Source organism: Nocardia sp. NPDC003345 (assembly GCF_053589395.1).
Genome location: NZ_JBSFRU010000118.1, coordinates 1 through 16,632, shown reverse-complemented (window position 1 = coordinate 16,632; position 16,632 = coordinate 1). Strand labels below are relative to the sequence as shown.

At 70.9% G+C, this 16,632-nt stretch carries 12 protein-coding genes and 1 pseudogene; 7 read left to right on the top strand and 6 right to left on the bottom strand.

Features of this window, described 5'->3' with window-relative positions:
• Positions 1-654, bottom strand: a 654-nt coding sequence (locus tag ACWDU1_RS15500; RefSeq protein WP_449999017.1) for a hypothetical protein, incomplete at its 3' end; no start/stop codon positions are given.
• Between the two features lie 112 nt (positions 655-766).
• On the opposite strand from ACWDU1_RS15500, the gene ACWDU1_RS15495 reads away from it, so the two are divergent.
• Entirely contained in the window at positions 767-1,441 is a 675-nt protein-coding gene (locus tag ACWDU1_RS15495) for a TetR/AcrR family transcriptional regulator (RefSeq protein ID WP_449999016.1), read from the top strand.
• 67 nt (positions 1,442-1,508) lie between these two features.
• Here the strand turns inward: ACWDU1_RS15495 and ACWDU1_RS15490 are convergent, their stop codons facing one another.
• On the bottom strand, positions 1,509-2,687 hold the full coding sequence (locus tag ACWDU1_RS15490; protein WP_449999014.1) for a DUF3068 domain-containing protein: 1,179 nt from the start codon (positions 2,685-2,687) through the stop codon (positions 1,509-1,511).
• Between the two features lie 349 nt (positions 2,688-3,036).
• Here ACWDU1_RS15490 and ACWDU1_RS15485 point away from each other — a divergent pair, with 349 nt between their 5' ends.
• On the top strand, positions 3,037-4,122 hold the full coding sequence (locus ACWDU1_RS15485; RefSeq protein WP_449999020.1) for an acyltransferase family protein: 1,086 nt from the start codon (positions 3,037-3,039) through the stop codon (positions 4,120-4,122).
• A gap of 12 nt (positions 4,123-4,134) precedes the next feature.
• Here the strand turns inward: ACWDU1_RS15485 and ACWDU1_RS15480 are convergent, their stop codons facing one another.
• The 3 genes from ACWDU1_RS15480 to ACWDU1_RS15470 form a co-directional block, all read right to left on the bottom strand.
• Positions 4,135-5,310: a DUF5685 family protein gene (locus ACWDU1_RS15480; protein ID WP_449999019.1), complete on the bottom strand. Its 1,176-nt coding sequence runs from the start codon at positions 5,308-5,310 to the stop codon at positions 4,135-4,137.
• Positions 5,311-5,441: 131 nt separating this feature from the next.
• Positions 5,442-6,056 (bottom strand): TetR/AcrR family transcriptional regulator, encoded by a 615-nt coding sequence (locus tag ACWDU1_RS15475; protein WP_449999012.1) that lies wholly within the window; start codon positions 6,054-6,056, stop codon positions 5,442-5,444.
• A 174-nt stretch (positions 6,057-6,230) separates the two neighbouring features.
• Positions 6,231-7,400, bottom strand: coding sequence for a glycoside hydrolase family 3 N-terminal domain-containing protein (locus ACWDU1_RS15470; protein WP_449999011.1), 1,170 nt, complete (start codon positions 7,398-7,400; stop codon positions 6,231-6,233).
• A gap of 130 nt (positions 7,401-7,530) precedes the next feature.
• On the opposite strand from ACWDU1_RS15470, the gene ACWDU1_RS15465 reads away from it, so the two are divergent.
• From ACWDU1_RS15465 to ACWDU1_RS15450, 4 genes are all read left to right on the top strand, one after another.
• A complete protein-coding gene (locus ACWDU1_RS15465; protein WP_449999009.1) occupies positions 7,531-8,046 on the top strand; it encodes a universal stress protein in 516 nt (171 codons plus the stop codon).
• A 36-nt stretch (positions 8,047-8,082) separates the two neighbouring features.
• Positions 8,083-9,183: an isochorismate synthase gene (locus ACWDU1_RS15460; RefSeq protein ID WP_449999007.1), complete on the top strand. Its 1,101-nt coding sequence runs from the start codon at positions 8,083-8,085 to the stop codon at positions 9,181-9,183.
• Between the two features lie 165 nt (positions 9,184-9,348).
• Complete coding sequence (locus tag ACWDU1_RS15455) at positions 9,349-9,519, top strand: DUF2613 domain-containing protein (protein ID WP_357428559.1); 171 nt, start codon at positions 9,349-9,351, stop codon at positions 9,517-9,519.
• Positions 9,520-9,587: 68 nt separating this feature from the next.
• Positions 9,588-13,832 (top strand): alpha-(1->3)-arabinofuranosyltransferase, encoded by a 4,245-nt coding sequence (locus ACWDU1_RS15450; RefSeq protein ID WP_449999005.1) that lies wholly within the window; start codon positions 9,588-9,590, stop codon positions 13,830-13,832.
• Here ACWDU1_RS15450 and ACWDU1_RS15445 read toward each other — a convergent pair.
• Entirely contained in the window at positions 13,789-15,180 is a 1,392-nt protein-coding gene (locus ACWDU1_RS15445) for a polysaccharide biosynthesis protein (protein WP_449999004.1), read from the bottom strand. The genes ACWDU1_RS15450 and ACWDU1_RS15445 overlap by 44 nt on opposite strands.
• Positions 15,181-15,329: 149 nt before the next feature.
• Between ACWDU1_RS15445 and ACWDU1_RS15440 the strand changes: the two are divergent.
• A pseudogene (locus ACWDU1_RS15440) lies at positions 15,330-16,632 on the top strand (hypothetical protein); the annotation flags it as partial.

Sequence of the window (16,632 nt, the reverse complement as noted above, 5' to 3'; positions counted from 1 at the left end):
CGGGCTACCGATCGGCTCGCGGAGAGCGAAGTAGGCGATGAGCCTGATCGCGTCGTCGTTCATCCGGAGCAGTGCCCGGCCGAGGTAGACGCCGGGAACCACTTCCACGATCTCGTCGCGGGTCCGCCCGATCGGAAAGGTCCGGATGGTCGGATTGCGGTATTCGGGCACCGCATAGTCCAGGGCGCGCACGGTTTTGCCCGGCTCGATCCAGCTCGGCGCGAGGGCGTGCACGAAGTCGAAACCCTCCATCTCGCCGCCGGCGCGACGCAGGCCGAAATAGCCGACGGTGATAACCGGCATCACGAAGCGGGCTACCGGGGACAGCCTGTTCCAGCCGACTCCGCCCGCGGCGTCGAAGGTCTTGCCCCGCCAGGTCGGGTCGATACGCATCAGCGGGTTGGCGAGCCGCGCTTCGGGGATCCCGAACAGTTTGCCGACGATCAGGCCCTCCATCTTCCCATCCGGCCCGTCGGGCGCGGTCCCCGCCGCGAATATCTGCGCCAAGCCGGTGTGATCCGCGCGGGCCCCGAGGTCCGCGAGGTAATCCCACGTTCGCGCACGGGCCGACACCGGATGTCGCGCGGCCAGGTCTCGCAACTCCTCGCACATCGCGTGCGGCGCCGACTTCCGCTCCTCCAGATGTGACGTCATCAACCCTCCTCAATTCTGGTACGTTCTCGTACCAGTTTATTTGGTACAGAACTGTGCCAGATACCCGGAAGGTCTGTCAACGGTCCACGATCGGAAGTGGGAGGATGACCGCGTGTCGAGCGCCGAACGCAAATACGCAGGGGATTCCGCCCTCACCCGGACCTTGCGCCGGCGAGCCTCCCTGCTCGATGCCGCGCTCACCGAGATGGCCGAGAACCGCTGGCGCACGGCGACAGTGGAGGCGCTGTGCCGGTCGGCCGGACTCAACAAGCGCTACTTCTACGAAAGCTTCGACGATGTCGACGCCCTCGCCGCAGCGGTGATCGAATCGATCGCAGACGAGGTGTCGAAGGCCGCCGTGGCCGGCTACCTCCCGCTCCTGGACCGGCCGGTCCGGGACCAGGCCCGGGGCGCGATCGCCGCCGTCGTCGATGTGCTCGGCGACGATCCTCGTAAGGCGCTGGTACTACTCGGCAGCGTTCCCACCACTCCGGTGGCGCACGACAAGCGCACCGCTGTGATCGCCGGATTGACCGCCGCGCTCATCGCGCACGCCCGAACCACCCACGATCTATCGCTCGAACAGGACTCCCTGGCATCCACGGCGCCCGCCTTCGTCATCGGCGGCACCGCTCAGACGATCCTGTCCTGGGCCGACGGGGCCCTGCCTGTCACCCGCGACCGGCTAGTAGACGACATCACCGCGCTGTGGATGGCCCTGGAACGCGATGCGACCGAGATGGCGCGATCCCGGCTCTTCGATCGCGGGCCGGGCTCCGAAGGGTAAGCGGCGAGGCGACATACGACGAAGGCCCCCGGATCGGAATCCGGGGGCCTTCGTCGTAGCTATTCGGTCAGAGGTTCTTCGGGAGCTTGATCTGCTCCGTCGGAGCGTCGTCACCGCGCGGGATCGTGGTGGTCGGCGCGTCCGTCGCGGTGGCGGCGGGGGTCCGGTTCGAACCGCCGGGGCGGTTGCCCGCGGGGCCGGTCGGCCGGGCCGGGTTACCGGAGCGACCGCCGGTGACGCCGAGGACGATACCGGCGATCAGGGCGATGGCGCCGACGATGCCGAAGACGATCGGCAGGATGCGGCCGAACAGCGACAGCTGATCGATATTGTCCTTGGCGATCGCGAGCTGCGATTCGACCGTGTCGGTATCGAAGACCATATGCGCCTTGAGGGCGGTCACCTCGGGCTTGTCGGCGGTGCGGCCGTAGAAGATGTTCAGCTGCTCACCACCCTTGACGATGGTGCCGGTCTCGGGCTCGACCCAGACGTCGCGGGTGTTGCCGTAGAAGCGGTACATGGTGACCGGCTCCTCGCCGCCCTCGACGCCCCATTTGGCGGCGGGCAGGCTGAGCTGGTTGGTCGGCGCCTTGTACTTGTCGGCCAGTTTGGTCACCGGGACCTCCTGGCGGAAGTGGTAGACCTTGGTGCCGTTGATCTCGGTCTCTTCCAGGAACTCCATATCGGTGGTGGTCCGGGCGAGCACGTCGAAGTACGGGTAGGTCTTCTTCTCGGTACCGATCGGGAAGCGGTACTGCAGGCCGGTCCGGTTCACCGGATCGGCGATGCTCTCACCCTTGGCGTTGGTGGTCATCGCGACCGAGCCGTTGGGGTCGGTGGCCACCGGCTCACCGGTCTTGCGTTCGATGGTGACCCGGTCCACGTAGGCGGTCAGCACACCGGTATCGCCCGATTTGTCGATCCGGCGCAGGGTGTTACCGCCCTGGACCGTCATCTCGTCGGCGTTCGAGGGGTCCTCGACGGTGAGAAAACGCTGCGAGACCAGCGGAACGTTCTTGTTGACCTCCGCGGAACGGCCCTCCGCCGTCAGCGACGAGGAGTCGAGGACCTCGCTGGGCTGATCCGGCTGATTGACCGCGACCGTGGTGATCTCCAGGTCGAGAGGAGTTTTGGCCATTTTGCCCACCGTGTAGGTAGGGATCATCAGCGCGGCAACGATCAGCAACGCGCCGAGACCCACGAGCACGCAGGCAACCGTCCTTCTGGTTCCGGCACTCAGTGCCATGCAAAGTCTCCTCGTCGTAGAACACAGGTCGTTCCGCGGGTACAGCGGAAGGCCGCGGCACTCGTGAGCCCTGACACTAACAGCCCGAGTGTTACCCGGGAGTTGGCGAGGCCGGAATCGGACCGGAATCGGGGGGAGTGTACCCCGCATTGTGAAATACCGGCTTCCCCTTCCGCGAACCGGCGCGGCAGACTGGGACCCGATGACCACCACCCCGGCCACCGGCCCCGGGCCCCGGCCCGGCCCGCACCCACCGTCCGCGACCGCCGCGCTCGAACCGCGTCGTGCCGAGCCCGCGATCCCCGCGTCCGCGGGCGCCAACCGGGCTTTCCTCCCGGCGCTGGAGGGGATGCGCGGTCTGGCGGCGCTCGGAGTGGTCCTCACCCACGTCGCGTTCCAGACCGGCGCCAACGGGATCCCGGTCCTGGGCAGGCTGCTGGAACGCTTCGATATGGCGGTCGCGGTGTTCTTCGCGCTGTCGGGTTTCCTGCTGTGGCGGCCGCACGCGCTGGCCGCGCACGGCCTCGGCGAACCGCCCGCGCTCGGCTACTACCTGCGGCACCGCGTCGCGCGCATCATGCCGGCTTATTGGGTGGTGGTGTGCGCGGTACTGCTGCTGGTGCCCGCGGCCGCGGATACCGCCGGGGTGCAGGTGTGGTTCTCCAACCTGTTCCTGCTGCAGGTCTTCATCCCGCTCACGCTCACCGACGGTCTCACTCAGATGTGGAGTCTGTCTGTCGAGGTGGCTTTCTATCTGGTGCTGCCCCTGCTGGCCTGGATGCTGTCCGGGCTGCGCGGGCGGCGGGCATCGGCGAGGGTGCCCGTGCTGATCGTTTTCGGGCTGGTCTTCCTGAGCTGGAACTTCATCCCGGTGCCGACCCCGGACGCCATCCACGCCGACAACTGGCTGCCCGCCTATCTGCCGTGGTTCGCCGGCGGCATGCTGCTGGCGGAACTGCTCTGCGACGAGCGCCGGGCGCGGTGGCGCCGGATTCTCGGGAATCAGCCGCTGATGTGGACGGTGGCGGTCGTGGCCTTTCTGGTCTCCGCGACCGATCTCGGCGGTGTCGCGGGGCTGACCCGTGCCCAACCGTGGCAGTACGCGGCGAAGATGGGCCTGGGGGCGCTGATCGGATTCGCACTGCTCGCACCGCTGGTGCTGGGCGCACCGGGCAGATCCCACCGCTGGCTGACCTCGGCTCCGGCCGCGACCGTGGGGCGCTGGTCCTACGGGATCTTCATCTGGCATCTGGCGGTGCTGTCGGTGATCTTCCCGGTGTTCGGGATTCTGCCCTTCCACGGCGATTTCCTGGTGGTACTGGCATTGACCGTCGCCTTCACCCTGCCGATAGCCGCCGCGAGCCACGCGCTGGTCGAGGAACCATCCCGGCAGTGGGCCCGGCGCCGCGACCGTTCGCGAACGCCACGCGACTGACCGGCTCCCCGCTCAGCAGGAGCAGTCGCAGCACTCACAGCAGCAGCCGTCGCCGCAGCCGCAACTGCAGTCCGAACAGCAACTCGCGCAGTCGCAGCAGCCGCTGCACTGGTCACAACCGCAACCCCGGCTCACCCAGGATTCCTGCCGGTCACCGCTACACGGTCTGGTGTGGTCGGCGCAGCAGGCGTACCCGGTGCAGTACTGCGTGAGGATCAGCTGGATGGATTCCCCCACGCCGGGGCGGCGCGGCGGGGCCTGTTCCCCGATGGCGTACGCGTCGCGATGCGCCGGTGACCCGTGAGCCGCGGCGGCCGGCGCGATCCCGGTGATATCGCCGAGGCGGCGCACGGCGGTGGCGAGCGGATCCAGCAGAGCCCAGCGCAGGGCGGGTACGCGCGCGAGTCCCGCGCCCCGCAGCGACCGGCGCAGTGACCGATCCGATTCCCGTACCAGCTCATAGGCCTCGGCCGGCGCGGTACCGGTGGCGGCCAGCGGATTGAACCGGCCGGCGGCCGTATCGGCCTCGAGATCGGTGAGCGCGTCGGCCAGATGCGCGATCCGGCCGAATTCCGCACCCGCCGCGCGCAGCGGATCGGCGTTGTCGGGGCATCCGGCGAGGACGGCGGTATGGGCGAAGAATTCGGCGGCGCAGCGGCGGCTGGCGACCGTCAGATCGTCGAGGGCGTCCGCATCGCACGGCCCGGAGGCGGCGATCCGGCGTTCGGTCGCGGCCTGCGCCTCGATCGCCGCGACCAAGGGCGCGATATCCATCCCGACCTCGGCCGCGCGGGCATGCGCCCCGGCCGACCAGCCCGCCGCGACCCGGCGCATGGGGCGGTGCAGCACCGCACGGGTGTCGCCGTCGTCGACATGGTCGCCGACCTTGGCCGCCCCGAGCAGCAGCGATGCGGTGGCCGCCAGCCGGACCGGCGCCGAGGTCGCGATCGGTACCCGGGCCGTGCGCATACCGCGCAGCGGACAGGGTCCGGCGGTCCGCCGGGCGGCGGGTGCGCCGGCCTGGGCTTCGGTGAGGACGGACAGCACCACCGCGTCGGTATTGGTGGCCGCCCGCGCGTACTGCCCCTGCCCGTCGCGCAATCCCAGGCAGAGTCCGCACATATGCGCCTGCCACAGTTCCGGATCGATTCCGTATCGCGCGGCGCCGTGCCGGCACGGCCGCAACATTCCGAACACACTGCCCTCCCGATCGGATGCCGTCCTCCACGACATCCACTGCCGCAAGAAAATACGGAGCGGCGGGGCCGGCGGCAAGCCGGGAAGGGCCTGGTATGCGGGCGGATTCGGACGATCGGGACTTATTCGGCGCGGTCGCCGGAATCGGGTTTCCGGCCGGATAGACCGCGCCAGGCCAGGGCGTCCAGCAGATCCACCGCTTCGGCCACCTCGATCGTGCCGCTGGCCACGGTATCGGCGATCGCCTCCCCCGCGCCGATCACCGCGACGGCGACGATATCGAAGTTGGTACCGGGGTCGGCGTGTTTGGCGCTGGATTCCAGCAGTTTGGCGGTCAGTTCGATCACGCGCTGGCGGGCATTCTCGATTTCGGAGGCGAAGGCCTGCTGACCGAGCGCCTGCCGGTAGAGCACCTGCCAGGAGTTGCGGTGGGTGTCGACGAATCCGAGAAACCCCTCGAGCGCGGTGCGCAATTGCTCGTGCGGGCTCAGCAGCGGGTTTCCGGCGGGAGCGACCGACTCCAGGAACCGCAGCCCCTCCCGCTGGATACAGGCGCGGAAGAGCTCGTCCTTGGAGCCGTAGTACAAATACAGCATCGGCTTGGAGATCTCGGCCTCCGCGGCGATGGCGTCCATGGAGGTCTCGTGGAAGCCCTTGCGCGAGAAGACCTCGACCGCGGCGTCGAGCATCTGCTGCTCACGCACCGCCCTCGGAAGTCTCTTCGTACCGCCCGCCATCACGTTTCTCCTACCGCAGTGAACCCTTCATATTACTCCTAAGTAAGTTCCGCAGGACCGGAACCACCGGCGCTGTCGCGCACACGCCACCGGCCTCCGGGCGCAGTCCCGGCGAAACCCGCCGCAGACGACGGACCGGCCGGGCGTAACCCGGCCGGTCCGTGGTCGCACAGCTCAGCAGGAACGCGATACGCGCTTGTAATCGGCCATCCGCAGGACCGAGGCGTCCACCCGCTCCATCGGCAGGCGCCCGGTCGCGACCGCGTCCTCCAGTTGATCGAGAACGCTACCCACCGCGTCGGTGCTGATCCACAGCGCGTTGTCGGCACCGGCCACCAGCGTGGCCTCCACCGCCTGCTCGATGGACATCCGGTCGGTGATGGCGGCCATACCGCTGAGGTCGTCGGTGAAGATCACGCCGTCGAACGGCGCGGCTCCGTACCCGGTCCCTTCCCGCAGCAGATTCATGACCTCGGGGCTGATGCTGGCGGGCACGTCCTGGGTGGTCAGGCCGGGGACGTCGAGATGCCCGACCATCACCGCCGCGCCGGTATCGATCAGCTCCCGGAAAGGCACCAGATCGCGCTCGCTCAGCTCGGCCAGCGGCGGTACCTGCACCGCGCCGGTATGGGAGTCGCCGGTGCTCTGGCCGTGGCCCGGGAAATGCTTGAGCACGGTGCCCAGGCCGACCTCGTTCATCGCCCGGATGTAGGCGTCGGCGTATTCGGTGACCACGGCCGGATCGTCGGAATAGGAGCGGTCGCCGATCACCGAATCGTCGGGCTGGGAACTGACATCGATATCGGGGGCGAAATCGACGGTGATGCCCAGATCCTTCATGGCCCGCGCCCGGTCCAGGGTGGCGGTGTAGTACTCGTCGGGCGTCATGGTCTGGGCGGTGACCCGGGCCGAGGGCGCGGTACCGATGAGGCTGCCCAGCCGCGAGACCCGGCCGCCCTCTTCATCGGTGGTGACCATGAGCGGCACCTTCGCCGCGCCCGCGACCTGCTGGAGGCCGCCGTCGGAGAGCATCGACAGATCGGTCCAGCTGCCGACGAAGATCCCGCCGACCTGATGGTCGCGGACCACGCTCAGCGCGTCTTCGGTGCCGGTGACCCCGACGGTGAGCAACTGCCCGAGTTTCTCCCGGGTGGTGAACTGGTTCAGGTAATCGGCGTCGCAGTCGCGTTCGGCCCCGGTGGTGGGGCCGGGGGCGGCGCCGGGCGCGCCCTCGGGACTGCGCGCGCCCTGGGTGGTGGTTCCGGAACCTCCGCTGTCACCGCCGGAACAGGCGGTGAGGATGATCGCGAGCACCGCGAGCAGGACGTACGGCATCTTCCGCATCGTTGCACGGTAGCCCGCGCGCCCCGGCCACGAAAGCTCGGCTCGGCAACCACGCGGAGGTAATCTGGAAACATCCGATCGGACCATCGATAAGGACCCATTCCGTCAGGACACCGCCTCGGAGGTCGCCATGCCCTGCGATCTGATGCTCATCGCCTACGACGGTTCCGAACACGCCAAACGCGCCATCGAATACGCGGGCCGTTTCCTCACCGCCGACCGCGCCGTCGTGCTCACGGCCTGGGAGCCGATGGTGCGCCAGGCCGCGCGGATCTCCGGGATCACCGGGATGGTGCAGCCGGAATGGGTGCCCGACGAGGAACTCGAGGACATCGCGTACACCACCGCGCGCGAGATCAACAGCGAAGGCGTGCACCTGGCCGGGCTGGCCGGTATGAACGCCGAGGCGCGGACCCAGGAGTTCGCGGGCAGCGTCTGGCACGCCGTCGTCGAGGTCGCCGACGAGCTCGATGTGGACATCATCGTGGCCGGAACCCGCGGCGCCACCGGTCTGCGGGCACTGGTGCACAGCAGCGTGGCCGACGCGGTTCTCAAACACTGCCATCGGCCGGTGTTCCTGGTGCCCCCGGTACAGCAGGCCGCCGCCACCCGCGAGGACGGGCGTGATCAGCAGACCGCGCCCTGACGGCCGGATCCCGGTCGGCGGCGGTGGAGCGGGATCGTGACCGAATTCCTGCTGACCGATCCCGCCGGCGCGGTGCGAGCGAGCGGGGTCCGGGAGGTACACCGCGATCCCTGGAGCGCGGCCGATGCGTTGCGCGCGGGCCGGGCGGCCGCTGTCGCGGGCGCGCTGCCCTTCGACCCGCGCGCTCCGGCCGCCCTGGTCGAACCGGTGGATCTGACCCAGACCGCCGGACCGTGGCGGCCGGCCGCGCTGCCGGAGTTGCCCCGGCTGCGGGTGGTGCGCCAGGAACCGGACCCGGCGCAGCATCGCGCCCGGGTGGCCGCGCTGGTCGATGTGCTCACCGATCCGGGCACTCCCCTGCGCAAGGTGGTGGCGGCGCGTTCGGTGCTGGTGGGGGCCGACGCGGTACTGGAGGCCGAGGTCGCGGCCGCCTATCTGCTGACCCGGCATCCGGAGGCGGCCGTTTTCACCGCGGACCTCACGCCCGCGGGGCGCCCCGGGGCGACCCTGTTCGGCGCCAGCCCGGAGCTGCTGGTCCGGCGGCAGGGGTCGCTGGTCAGCGCGTATCCGCTGGCCGGGACCGCACCGCGGCACCCGAATCCCGAAGCGGACAGCGCGCAGGCCCACCGGCTGGCCGACAGTGCCAAGGAGCGGGCCGAACATGCCTTCGTGGTCGACTGGATCGCCGACCGGCTGTCCCCGGTCTGCACCGGGCTGTCGCTGCCGGAGAGCCCCCGACTGGTCGGTACCCGCGAGGTGTGGCATCTGGGGACCCCGATCCACGGCGTACTGCGGGAACCGGCGCCCAACGCCCTCGAACTGGCCCTGCTGCTGCATCCCACACCGGCGGTCTGCGGCACCCCCACCGCGGCCGCGCTCGAGTACATCGCCGAGTTCGAGGAGGACCGCGGTTTCTACGGTGGCGCGGTGGGCTGGTGCGATGAGCACGGCGACGGTTCCTGGGCGGTGGCCGTACGCAGCGCGGAACTGGCCGCGGATGGCCTTTCCCTGCGAGCCTGGGCGGGCGGCGGGATCGTCGCGGGATCGCGGCCGCAGGCCGAACTCGACGAGACGACCGTCAAACTGGGCACCCTGCTCGGTGCGCTGAACTGCGCGATCCCGGCCACAACCGGCTGACCGCGGCGGTCCGGAGACCGGGACCATCGGCGCGCTCCGCACCCGGGCACACACCCCCTCCCGTCCCACCCTCTAGGCTGAAACGCCGGACGGTACGTTCCCGGACCCGCCCGAGCCTGCTAGGTTGACCCAGATATCTGCCAGCGTCGAGTTTGGAGTGCTGCGATGAAGTTTGCTGTCCCCGGTATTGCCAGTGCGGTGGGCGGCGCCCTGCTGGGCGCGATCGCGGTGTTCGCCATCACCGCCGCGCTGCAGCAGAACACCCGCCCCGAAGTGGACCGCAGCGGTAACGCGGACAGCTCACTGCTGAACAGCGTCGAATACGGCCAGCGCTGAGACCCACACCGAACTCCGCACGTCCCCGCCCGCCGGTCGCGGCGGGGACGGCGAACGCCTGACCCCCGGTGCCCGCAAGATCCGATCCCGCGGCCCCGGAACCGGATGAGAAACCCGCAGACGGGCTGGGCCGCCGCTGGTTGTTCGGCTCGGCGATCGCCGCCTTCCTGCTCACCTTCCTGCAGGCTCCCGGGCTCACCGTCGCCGACACCAAATACGACCTCGCGGAGAACCCGCTGGGTTTCCTGGCCCGGGCCGCCCACCTGTGGAGCAGTCAGGCCCCGATGGGCCAGGTGCAGAACCAGGCCTACGGCTATTTCTTCCCGCACGGCGCCTTCTTCGCGCTCGGCGATTTCCTGCAGCTACCCGCCTGGGTGACCCAGCGGGTCTGGTGGGCGCTGCTGCTGCTCGCCGGCTTCTGGGGCGTGATCAAACTCTGCGAGACGCTGGGCATCGGCAGCAGCGGGTCGCGGATCGTCGCGGCCCTCGCCTACGCCCTGTCGCCGCGGGTGCTGACGACCGTGGGCTCGATCTCCTCGGAGACGCTGCCCATGATGCTCGCGCCCTGGGTACTGCTGGCCCCGGCCGCGCTGGGTACCGCCTACCACCGGCACCGGCGCGGCGGGATCCGGTCACCGGCGGGCAGCGCCGCCGCGCTGGCACTGATGGGCGCGGTGAACGCGGTGGCGACGGTCGCCGCGTTCCTACCCGCCCTGCTGTGGTGGGCCTGCTGTCGCCCGAATCGCGCCTGGTGGCGTTTCACCCTCGCCTGGGTACCGCTGCTGGTACTGGCGGTGGCCTGGTGGGCGGTGCCGCTGCTGCTGCTGGGCCGGGTCAGCCCGCCGTTCCTCGACTACATCGAATCATCCGGCGTCACCACCCAGTGGGCGTCGCTCGGCGAGGTGCTGCGCGGCACCAACAGCTGGACGCCGTTCGTCTCGCCGGAACGGATCGCGGGCGCGGTCCTGGTGACCCAGCCGGCCGCGGTCCTGGCCACCGGCCTCATCGCCGCCGCCGGGATGGCCGGGCTGGCCCTGCGGTCGATGCCCGCGCGCGGACGGCTGGTGCTGATCCTGCTGGTCGGGCTCACCGGGATCTGCGCCGGATACGCCGGGCAGCTGGGCGGCCCCTTCGCCGAATCGATCCGGACCTTCCTCGACTCCGGCGGCGCGCCGCTGCGCAATGTCCACAAATTGGAACCGTTGATCCGGTTACCGCTGATCCTGGGCCTGGCCCAGCTCCTGGCCAAGGTGCCGCTGCCCGCCTCGGCCCGGTTCGCCGCGTGGCGCACCGCCTTCGCCCACCCGCACCGGGATCGCCGGGTGGCGGTAGCGATGCTGATCCTCGCGGCCCTGGCGCTGTCCACTTCGCTGGCCTGGACCGGAAAGCTCGCCCCGCGCGGCGCCTACGACCAGGTCCCCGCCTACTGGCAGGAGACCGCGGACTGGTTGCACGACAATGCCGCCGACACCCGCGCGCTGATCATGCCCGGTGCGCCGTTCGGCAGTCAGGTGTGGGGCCTGACCCGCGACGAACCGCTGCAGGCACTGGCGCGCACCCCGTGGGCGGTGCGCGACGCGGTCCCGCTGAATCCACCCGGCGCCATCCGCGCCATGGACTCGATTCAGCGCCTCATCGCCGACGGGCGGCCCTCGGACGGGCTCGCGCCCGCGCTGCGCGACCAGGGCATCGGCGTCCTGGTACTGCGCAACGATCTGGACCCCGACACCTCCCGATCGACCCGGCCGATGCTGGCGCACAGCGCCGTGGAGGGATCGCCGGGGCTGCGCAAGGTCGCCGAATTCGGCAAACCCGTCGAACACGACCCGGACCGCGACGATTTCGTCGCCGACGCGGATCTGCGCCCCGACTATCCGGCGATCGAGATCTACCGGGTCGAGACACCGCCACCGGGTACGCCGGCCGAGGTTCGCGGCGGTACGGGCGCGCCCGCGGATTTCCCGGGCGCGTACACGGTGCCGTTGTCGGCGGTGCCCGTCGTGCAGGGCGGCCCGGAGGTGATCGAACGCCGGTTCCGCGACCCGGGGACCGCGGCCTCGCCGACCCTGCTGGCCGCCGACGCGGCCGCGGCGGGACTGCCGGTGGGACCGGTGACCCTCACCGATACCCCGATGAACCGGGAAACCGATTTCGGCAAGGTCGACAGCCACAGTTCGGCACTGCGTGCCCCCGGCGACGCCCGCCGCACCCACAATCTGGTGCCCGACTACGACGTCCCCGGCGCCGAACTCGTGCAGGGCGGTTGGACCGGCGCGACCCTGACGGCCTCCGGCTCCGCGGCCGACGCGACCCAGATCGGCGGCGCCGCGCCGGGTAATTCCACCGCGGCCGTGGTCGACGGGGATCCCGCGACCGCCTGGATCAGCAATGCCGGCGAATACGCGCTGGGCCAGTGGTTGCGGATGGACCTGGACAAACCGTTCAGCTCCGGGCTGCTGCGCTTCACCACCACCCCGGCCGCCATCGGCGACCCGGTGAAATGGGTCGAGGTGCGGACCAACAACGGCAGCGTATCGGCGCGGATCGGCAAACCCGGCGAACCGGTTTCGGTCGCGCTGCCGGTGGGTTCCACCGATTGGGTCAAGATCACCGCGATCCGCACCGAACGCGGTAGTACCGGCGGGCAATTCGGAATCAGCGAACTGGGTATCGACGACTACAGCCAGCGGGACTTCCCGGTCCCGATCGATATCCGCCATCGCACCGTACTGCCGCCGGCCCCCGTGGGCGCCGCGGTGAACGGCTGGGACCTCGGGCAGGAATTCCCCGGGCGCAGCGCGTGTTTCGACGCACCGGACCGCGTGCGTTGCGGGAAGGGGCTGGCGCTCGCGCCCGAGGAGATGGGCGCCTTCGGCCGGACGCTGCAGGTCCCCGCGCCGGTCACGGTCGATCCCCGGCTCACCGTCCGGCCCCGGCAGGGCCCGGCGCTGGAGGCTCTGCTCACCGATCCGGCCCGCCCGGTGGCGCGCGGCGAATCCGATGTCGGCGATCTGCGCGGTTCCGCGTTCGCCGCCACCGACGGCGACCCACGAACCAGCTGGACCGCACCCGAGGATTCGGTACGCGACAGGATGGGCCCGAAGCCCACTCTGACCATCGAACTCCCCGAACCCACCCTGGTGTCCGGCCTGGAGCTGGCCCCCTCGCTGGGCGGACTGCCCGCGGCCGCGACCTCGGTCGCGGTCAATCTCGGGAACGGACCGCAGATCCGGGAGATCGAAGAGCCCGACGAGGTCTCGCGACTCGAGCTGGAACCGGCGGTGACCGACCGGATCGAACTCAGCATCCGGAGCTGGGAGACGGTTCTGGACCGCACCGCTCTGGGCTACCACCAGGCCCAGCCTCCGGGACTGGCGGAAGTGAACGTACTGGGTCCGCAGTATCCGGCACCGGCGCCGGACGACCGCCCGGTGACCGTCGGTTGCGATACCGGGCCGACCGTCGCGGTCGGCGGGCGGCTGGTGCGCACCAGTATCACCGCGACCGCCGGCGAACTACGCTCCGGTGCACCGGTTCCCGCCCAGATCTGCCCCGACGCGGTCGCCCCCGGTACCGAAGTGCCGCTCGGTCAGCCGATTTCGCTGCCTGCCGGCGAAGTCGACGTGCTGGTGGCCCCGACCGAGCTGTTCTTCGTGGACCGGCTCCAGCTGGTGAACACCGCACCGCCACCCCCGGCACCCGATACCGGCGAGCGGTTGCTCGTCGTACCGCTGAGCACGAATATCGGCTGGTCGGCGCATACCGAGGACGGCCGGGAACTCGACCCCGTGGTGGTCGGCGGATGGCAGCAGGGCTGGCTGCTCCCGGCCGGGACCACCGGGCCGGTGACGATCTCGTTCCCGATCGACACCTGGTACCGGGTCGCGATATTCGGCGGACTATTACTGCTCATCCCGCTCTTCCTGCTGGCGGTTCCGCGCGGAGCGCGAGTCGCGATACCGGCCGCGGTCCGGGCACTGCGGCCGCCGCGCACAGTGGGCGCGCTCGGTGTATTGGCCGCGGCGACACTCATCGCCGGACCGGCCGGGGCGGCGCTGACGGTCGCGGGAGTGGCCGCGCTGCGGTTCGTGCCGCGGATCCCGGCGCGCGCGCTGACCGCGGTCGCCGGATTCGGCACCGCGTTCTCGGCGGCGGCGCTGTCGACCGGCCCGTGGCGGATGCCCGGCGGGTACATGGGCGATTCACTGTGGGTGCAGGTGCCGGCGCTGATCGCGGTGATCGCGGTGGGTCTGGCGGCGTTGCCGCCGGTCAGGCCGAAGCCACCGCCGGACGGCGCGTCGCCGAACGGATGACCAGCGCCGCGATCACGGCGGTGGTCGTACCCGCCACCGCGGCCGCGGTCACGATGAGACCGGTCACCGAATTCGCCAGCGTCAGCATGAGAACCACCTCGATGGCGAGCCCCGCCCACGCCAGGCCCGCCAGCGCGGTCCGGTTCGCCGCGATCGCCGAGAGCAGCGCGCCCTGCAGCACCGCCAGTACCGCGCCGTGCAGCGCGAACAACCACAGCAGACCCTCGACCGGGGCGTAGTCGCTACCCGCGAACAGCGGGGCCAGCGGGGCGGCCAGCGCGGCACCGAGCACCGCGACCAGCCCGATCCCGGACAGTACGGCCAGCGCCGAGCGGGCCGCCGACCCCGACGACGCCGGTTGCGCCATCCGTGGATACAGCACCACCCCGACCGCCTGCGGCAGCCAGAACGCGATCTTGGCGGCGATGGTGCCGAGCGCGTAGCGGCTGGCATCCGGTTCGTCCAGCACCATCCGGACCACGATCAGGTCGGCGGAGGACAGCGCCATCAAGGCCGCCTGCACCTGGGCGGCGCGCAGCACCGCGGCCACGCCCCCGAAACCCGCGGTGTCGACGGCGGGCTCGCGATCGGTCTCCGAATCGAGCCCGGCCGGCGAGCCGGGCGTAGGCGTAGGACGGTTCCGGGGGTCCGGGCCGGTTACGGGCTCGGGTACGTCCGGTTCGGTCGCGGCGTCCGGCGCCGTCGCGGGTTCCGCACCGGCTCCCGGGGCACGCACGGCGCCCGATCCGGTCGCGGTAACCGCCGCGTGCGCCGGGTTACCGGCAACGGCCCGCGCGTAGAACGCCGCCCCGGCGATCCCGGCAGCGGCCGCCCACAGGGCCGCGCTCGCACCGCCACCGGCCGCCAGGACCACCAGCGCGGGCAGTACCTTCGCGATCCCGGTGACCCCGAGTACCAGCGCGAGTCCCCGGAACTGCTTGCGTCCCTGCAATACGCCCTGTTCCCCGGCCACCAGCACCAGCGCGGGTGCGGATCCGAGCGCGGCCGCGGCGGCCACCACACCGACCTCGAGCAGCGCACTCACCACCGGGACCAGCACCACCATCGCGGCCGCCACCAGCAGCGCGCACCGCCATCGCAGATTGCGCAGGGCCGTGACATCGGCGCCGTGCACGAGCTCGCGGGCCACCACGTTCTGCAGGGCCAGCGCCGGAACGGCGCACAGCAGCTGCACGGCGAGCAGGCTGGCGAATTCGCTGTAGCCCTCCACGCCGAGCCACCGCCCGGCCAGCAGTTGCAGCAGATACCCCGCGATATTCGCGGTCATCGCCCCCGCGGTCACCAGGGTCATGTCCGCCACGGCGGGGAGACGGCGAACGAACAGCACGTCGGCAAGTGTCGCACCCGGTGCCGTTCCGATACCGGTCCGCCCCGCCGGGGCTCGCGAACGTAGGGTGACTGGCCGTGGGCGAACGACGGACAGGCCGGTGGGCCCGGTGGCTCCCGGCCGGATACAGCCTCCTGCTCACCCTGCTGATGACGGGGCCGCTGCTGCGGCCCGGGTATCTGCTGATCCGGGATGCCGTCAGCACGCCGCGGTCCTATCCGACCGACGCCGCTCTGGGTCTGGGCGACGCGGCCCCGCGCGCGGTTCCACAGGATGGGCTGCTGGCCGCGCTTTCGACCGTCGTCGACGGCGGCCTGCTGGTGAAGGCCATCCTGGTGGCCGCGCTCTGGGCCGCCGGCTACGGCGCCGCGGTACTGACCCGCGACCTGCTGCGCGCCCCCCTCGCCGCCCAGCTGGTGGCGGTCACGCTCGCGCTGTGGAACCCCTACATCGCCGAACGCCTGCTCCAGGGCCATTGGAGCCTGCTCACCGGTTACGCGGCCCTGCCCTGGACCGTGCTCGCGGCCACCCGGCTGCGCACCGCGGCCCGGGGTTCGACCGCCGATTGGGCGACCCTCGCCGGATGCCTGGCCGCCGCCGGGCTCACCCCCACCGGTTCACTGCTGGCCGGGGTCACCGCCCTCGCCGTGGCGGGCCGCCGCAGATTCGCCGGTGTCCTGCTGGTCGCATTGCTGACCTGCGCGCCGTGGCTCACCGCGACCGCGGTATCCGGTGTCGCTGCCGAACCCTCCGACCCCGCCGGTGTCGCGGCGTTCGCCGCCCGCGCCGAACCCGGACTGGCCACCGTGGGCAGCCTCGCCGGACTCGGGGGTATCTGGAACGCCGACGCCGTTCCCGGCTCCCGCACCGGCCCCGTCGCCGCCCTCGCGACCGTGCTGCTGCTGGTGATCGTTTTACTGGGAGCGCGCCGAGTGGCGGCCGCCGACGACGATGCGGAACGCACCCGAGTGCGGCGAACCCTCCTGGGTCTGGCCGCGGCAGCGGTCGTACTGCCCGCCCTCGCCGCGACCCCACCCGGTCTCGCGGCGATGGAATGGCTGGTAGTAGAGGTTCCGGGAGCCGGGCTGCTACGCGATACCCAGAAATTCGTCGCCTTGGCCGTCCCCGCATACCTGCTCTGCGCGGCCGCCGCCTGCACCGTCCTACCCGGCCTCTGGAGCCCCCGCACCCCATCGGAAGAGAATCTCGGCGCTCCCGGGTCGAAACTCCCCGAATCCCCCGCCGACCGCCCCGGCTCCGATTCCGGCTCTCGGACCGACCCCGAACACCCCGCCACCCCCGACCACCCGACCGACCCCGAGCACGCCACCCCCGACCACCCGACCACACCCGCGCACCAGACCGAACCCAGCGAAACCTGGGGCTGGGGAATCGTCCGGACCGCCGAACCCATCGACTTCGTTCCGGGCCGGGCAGGCAATACAGCCGGTC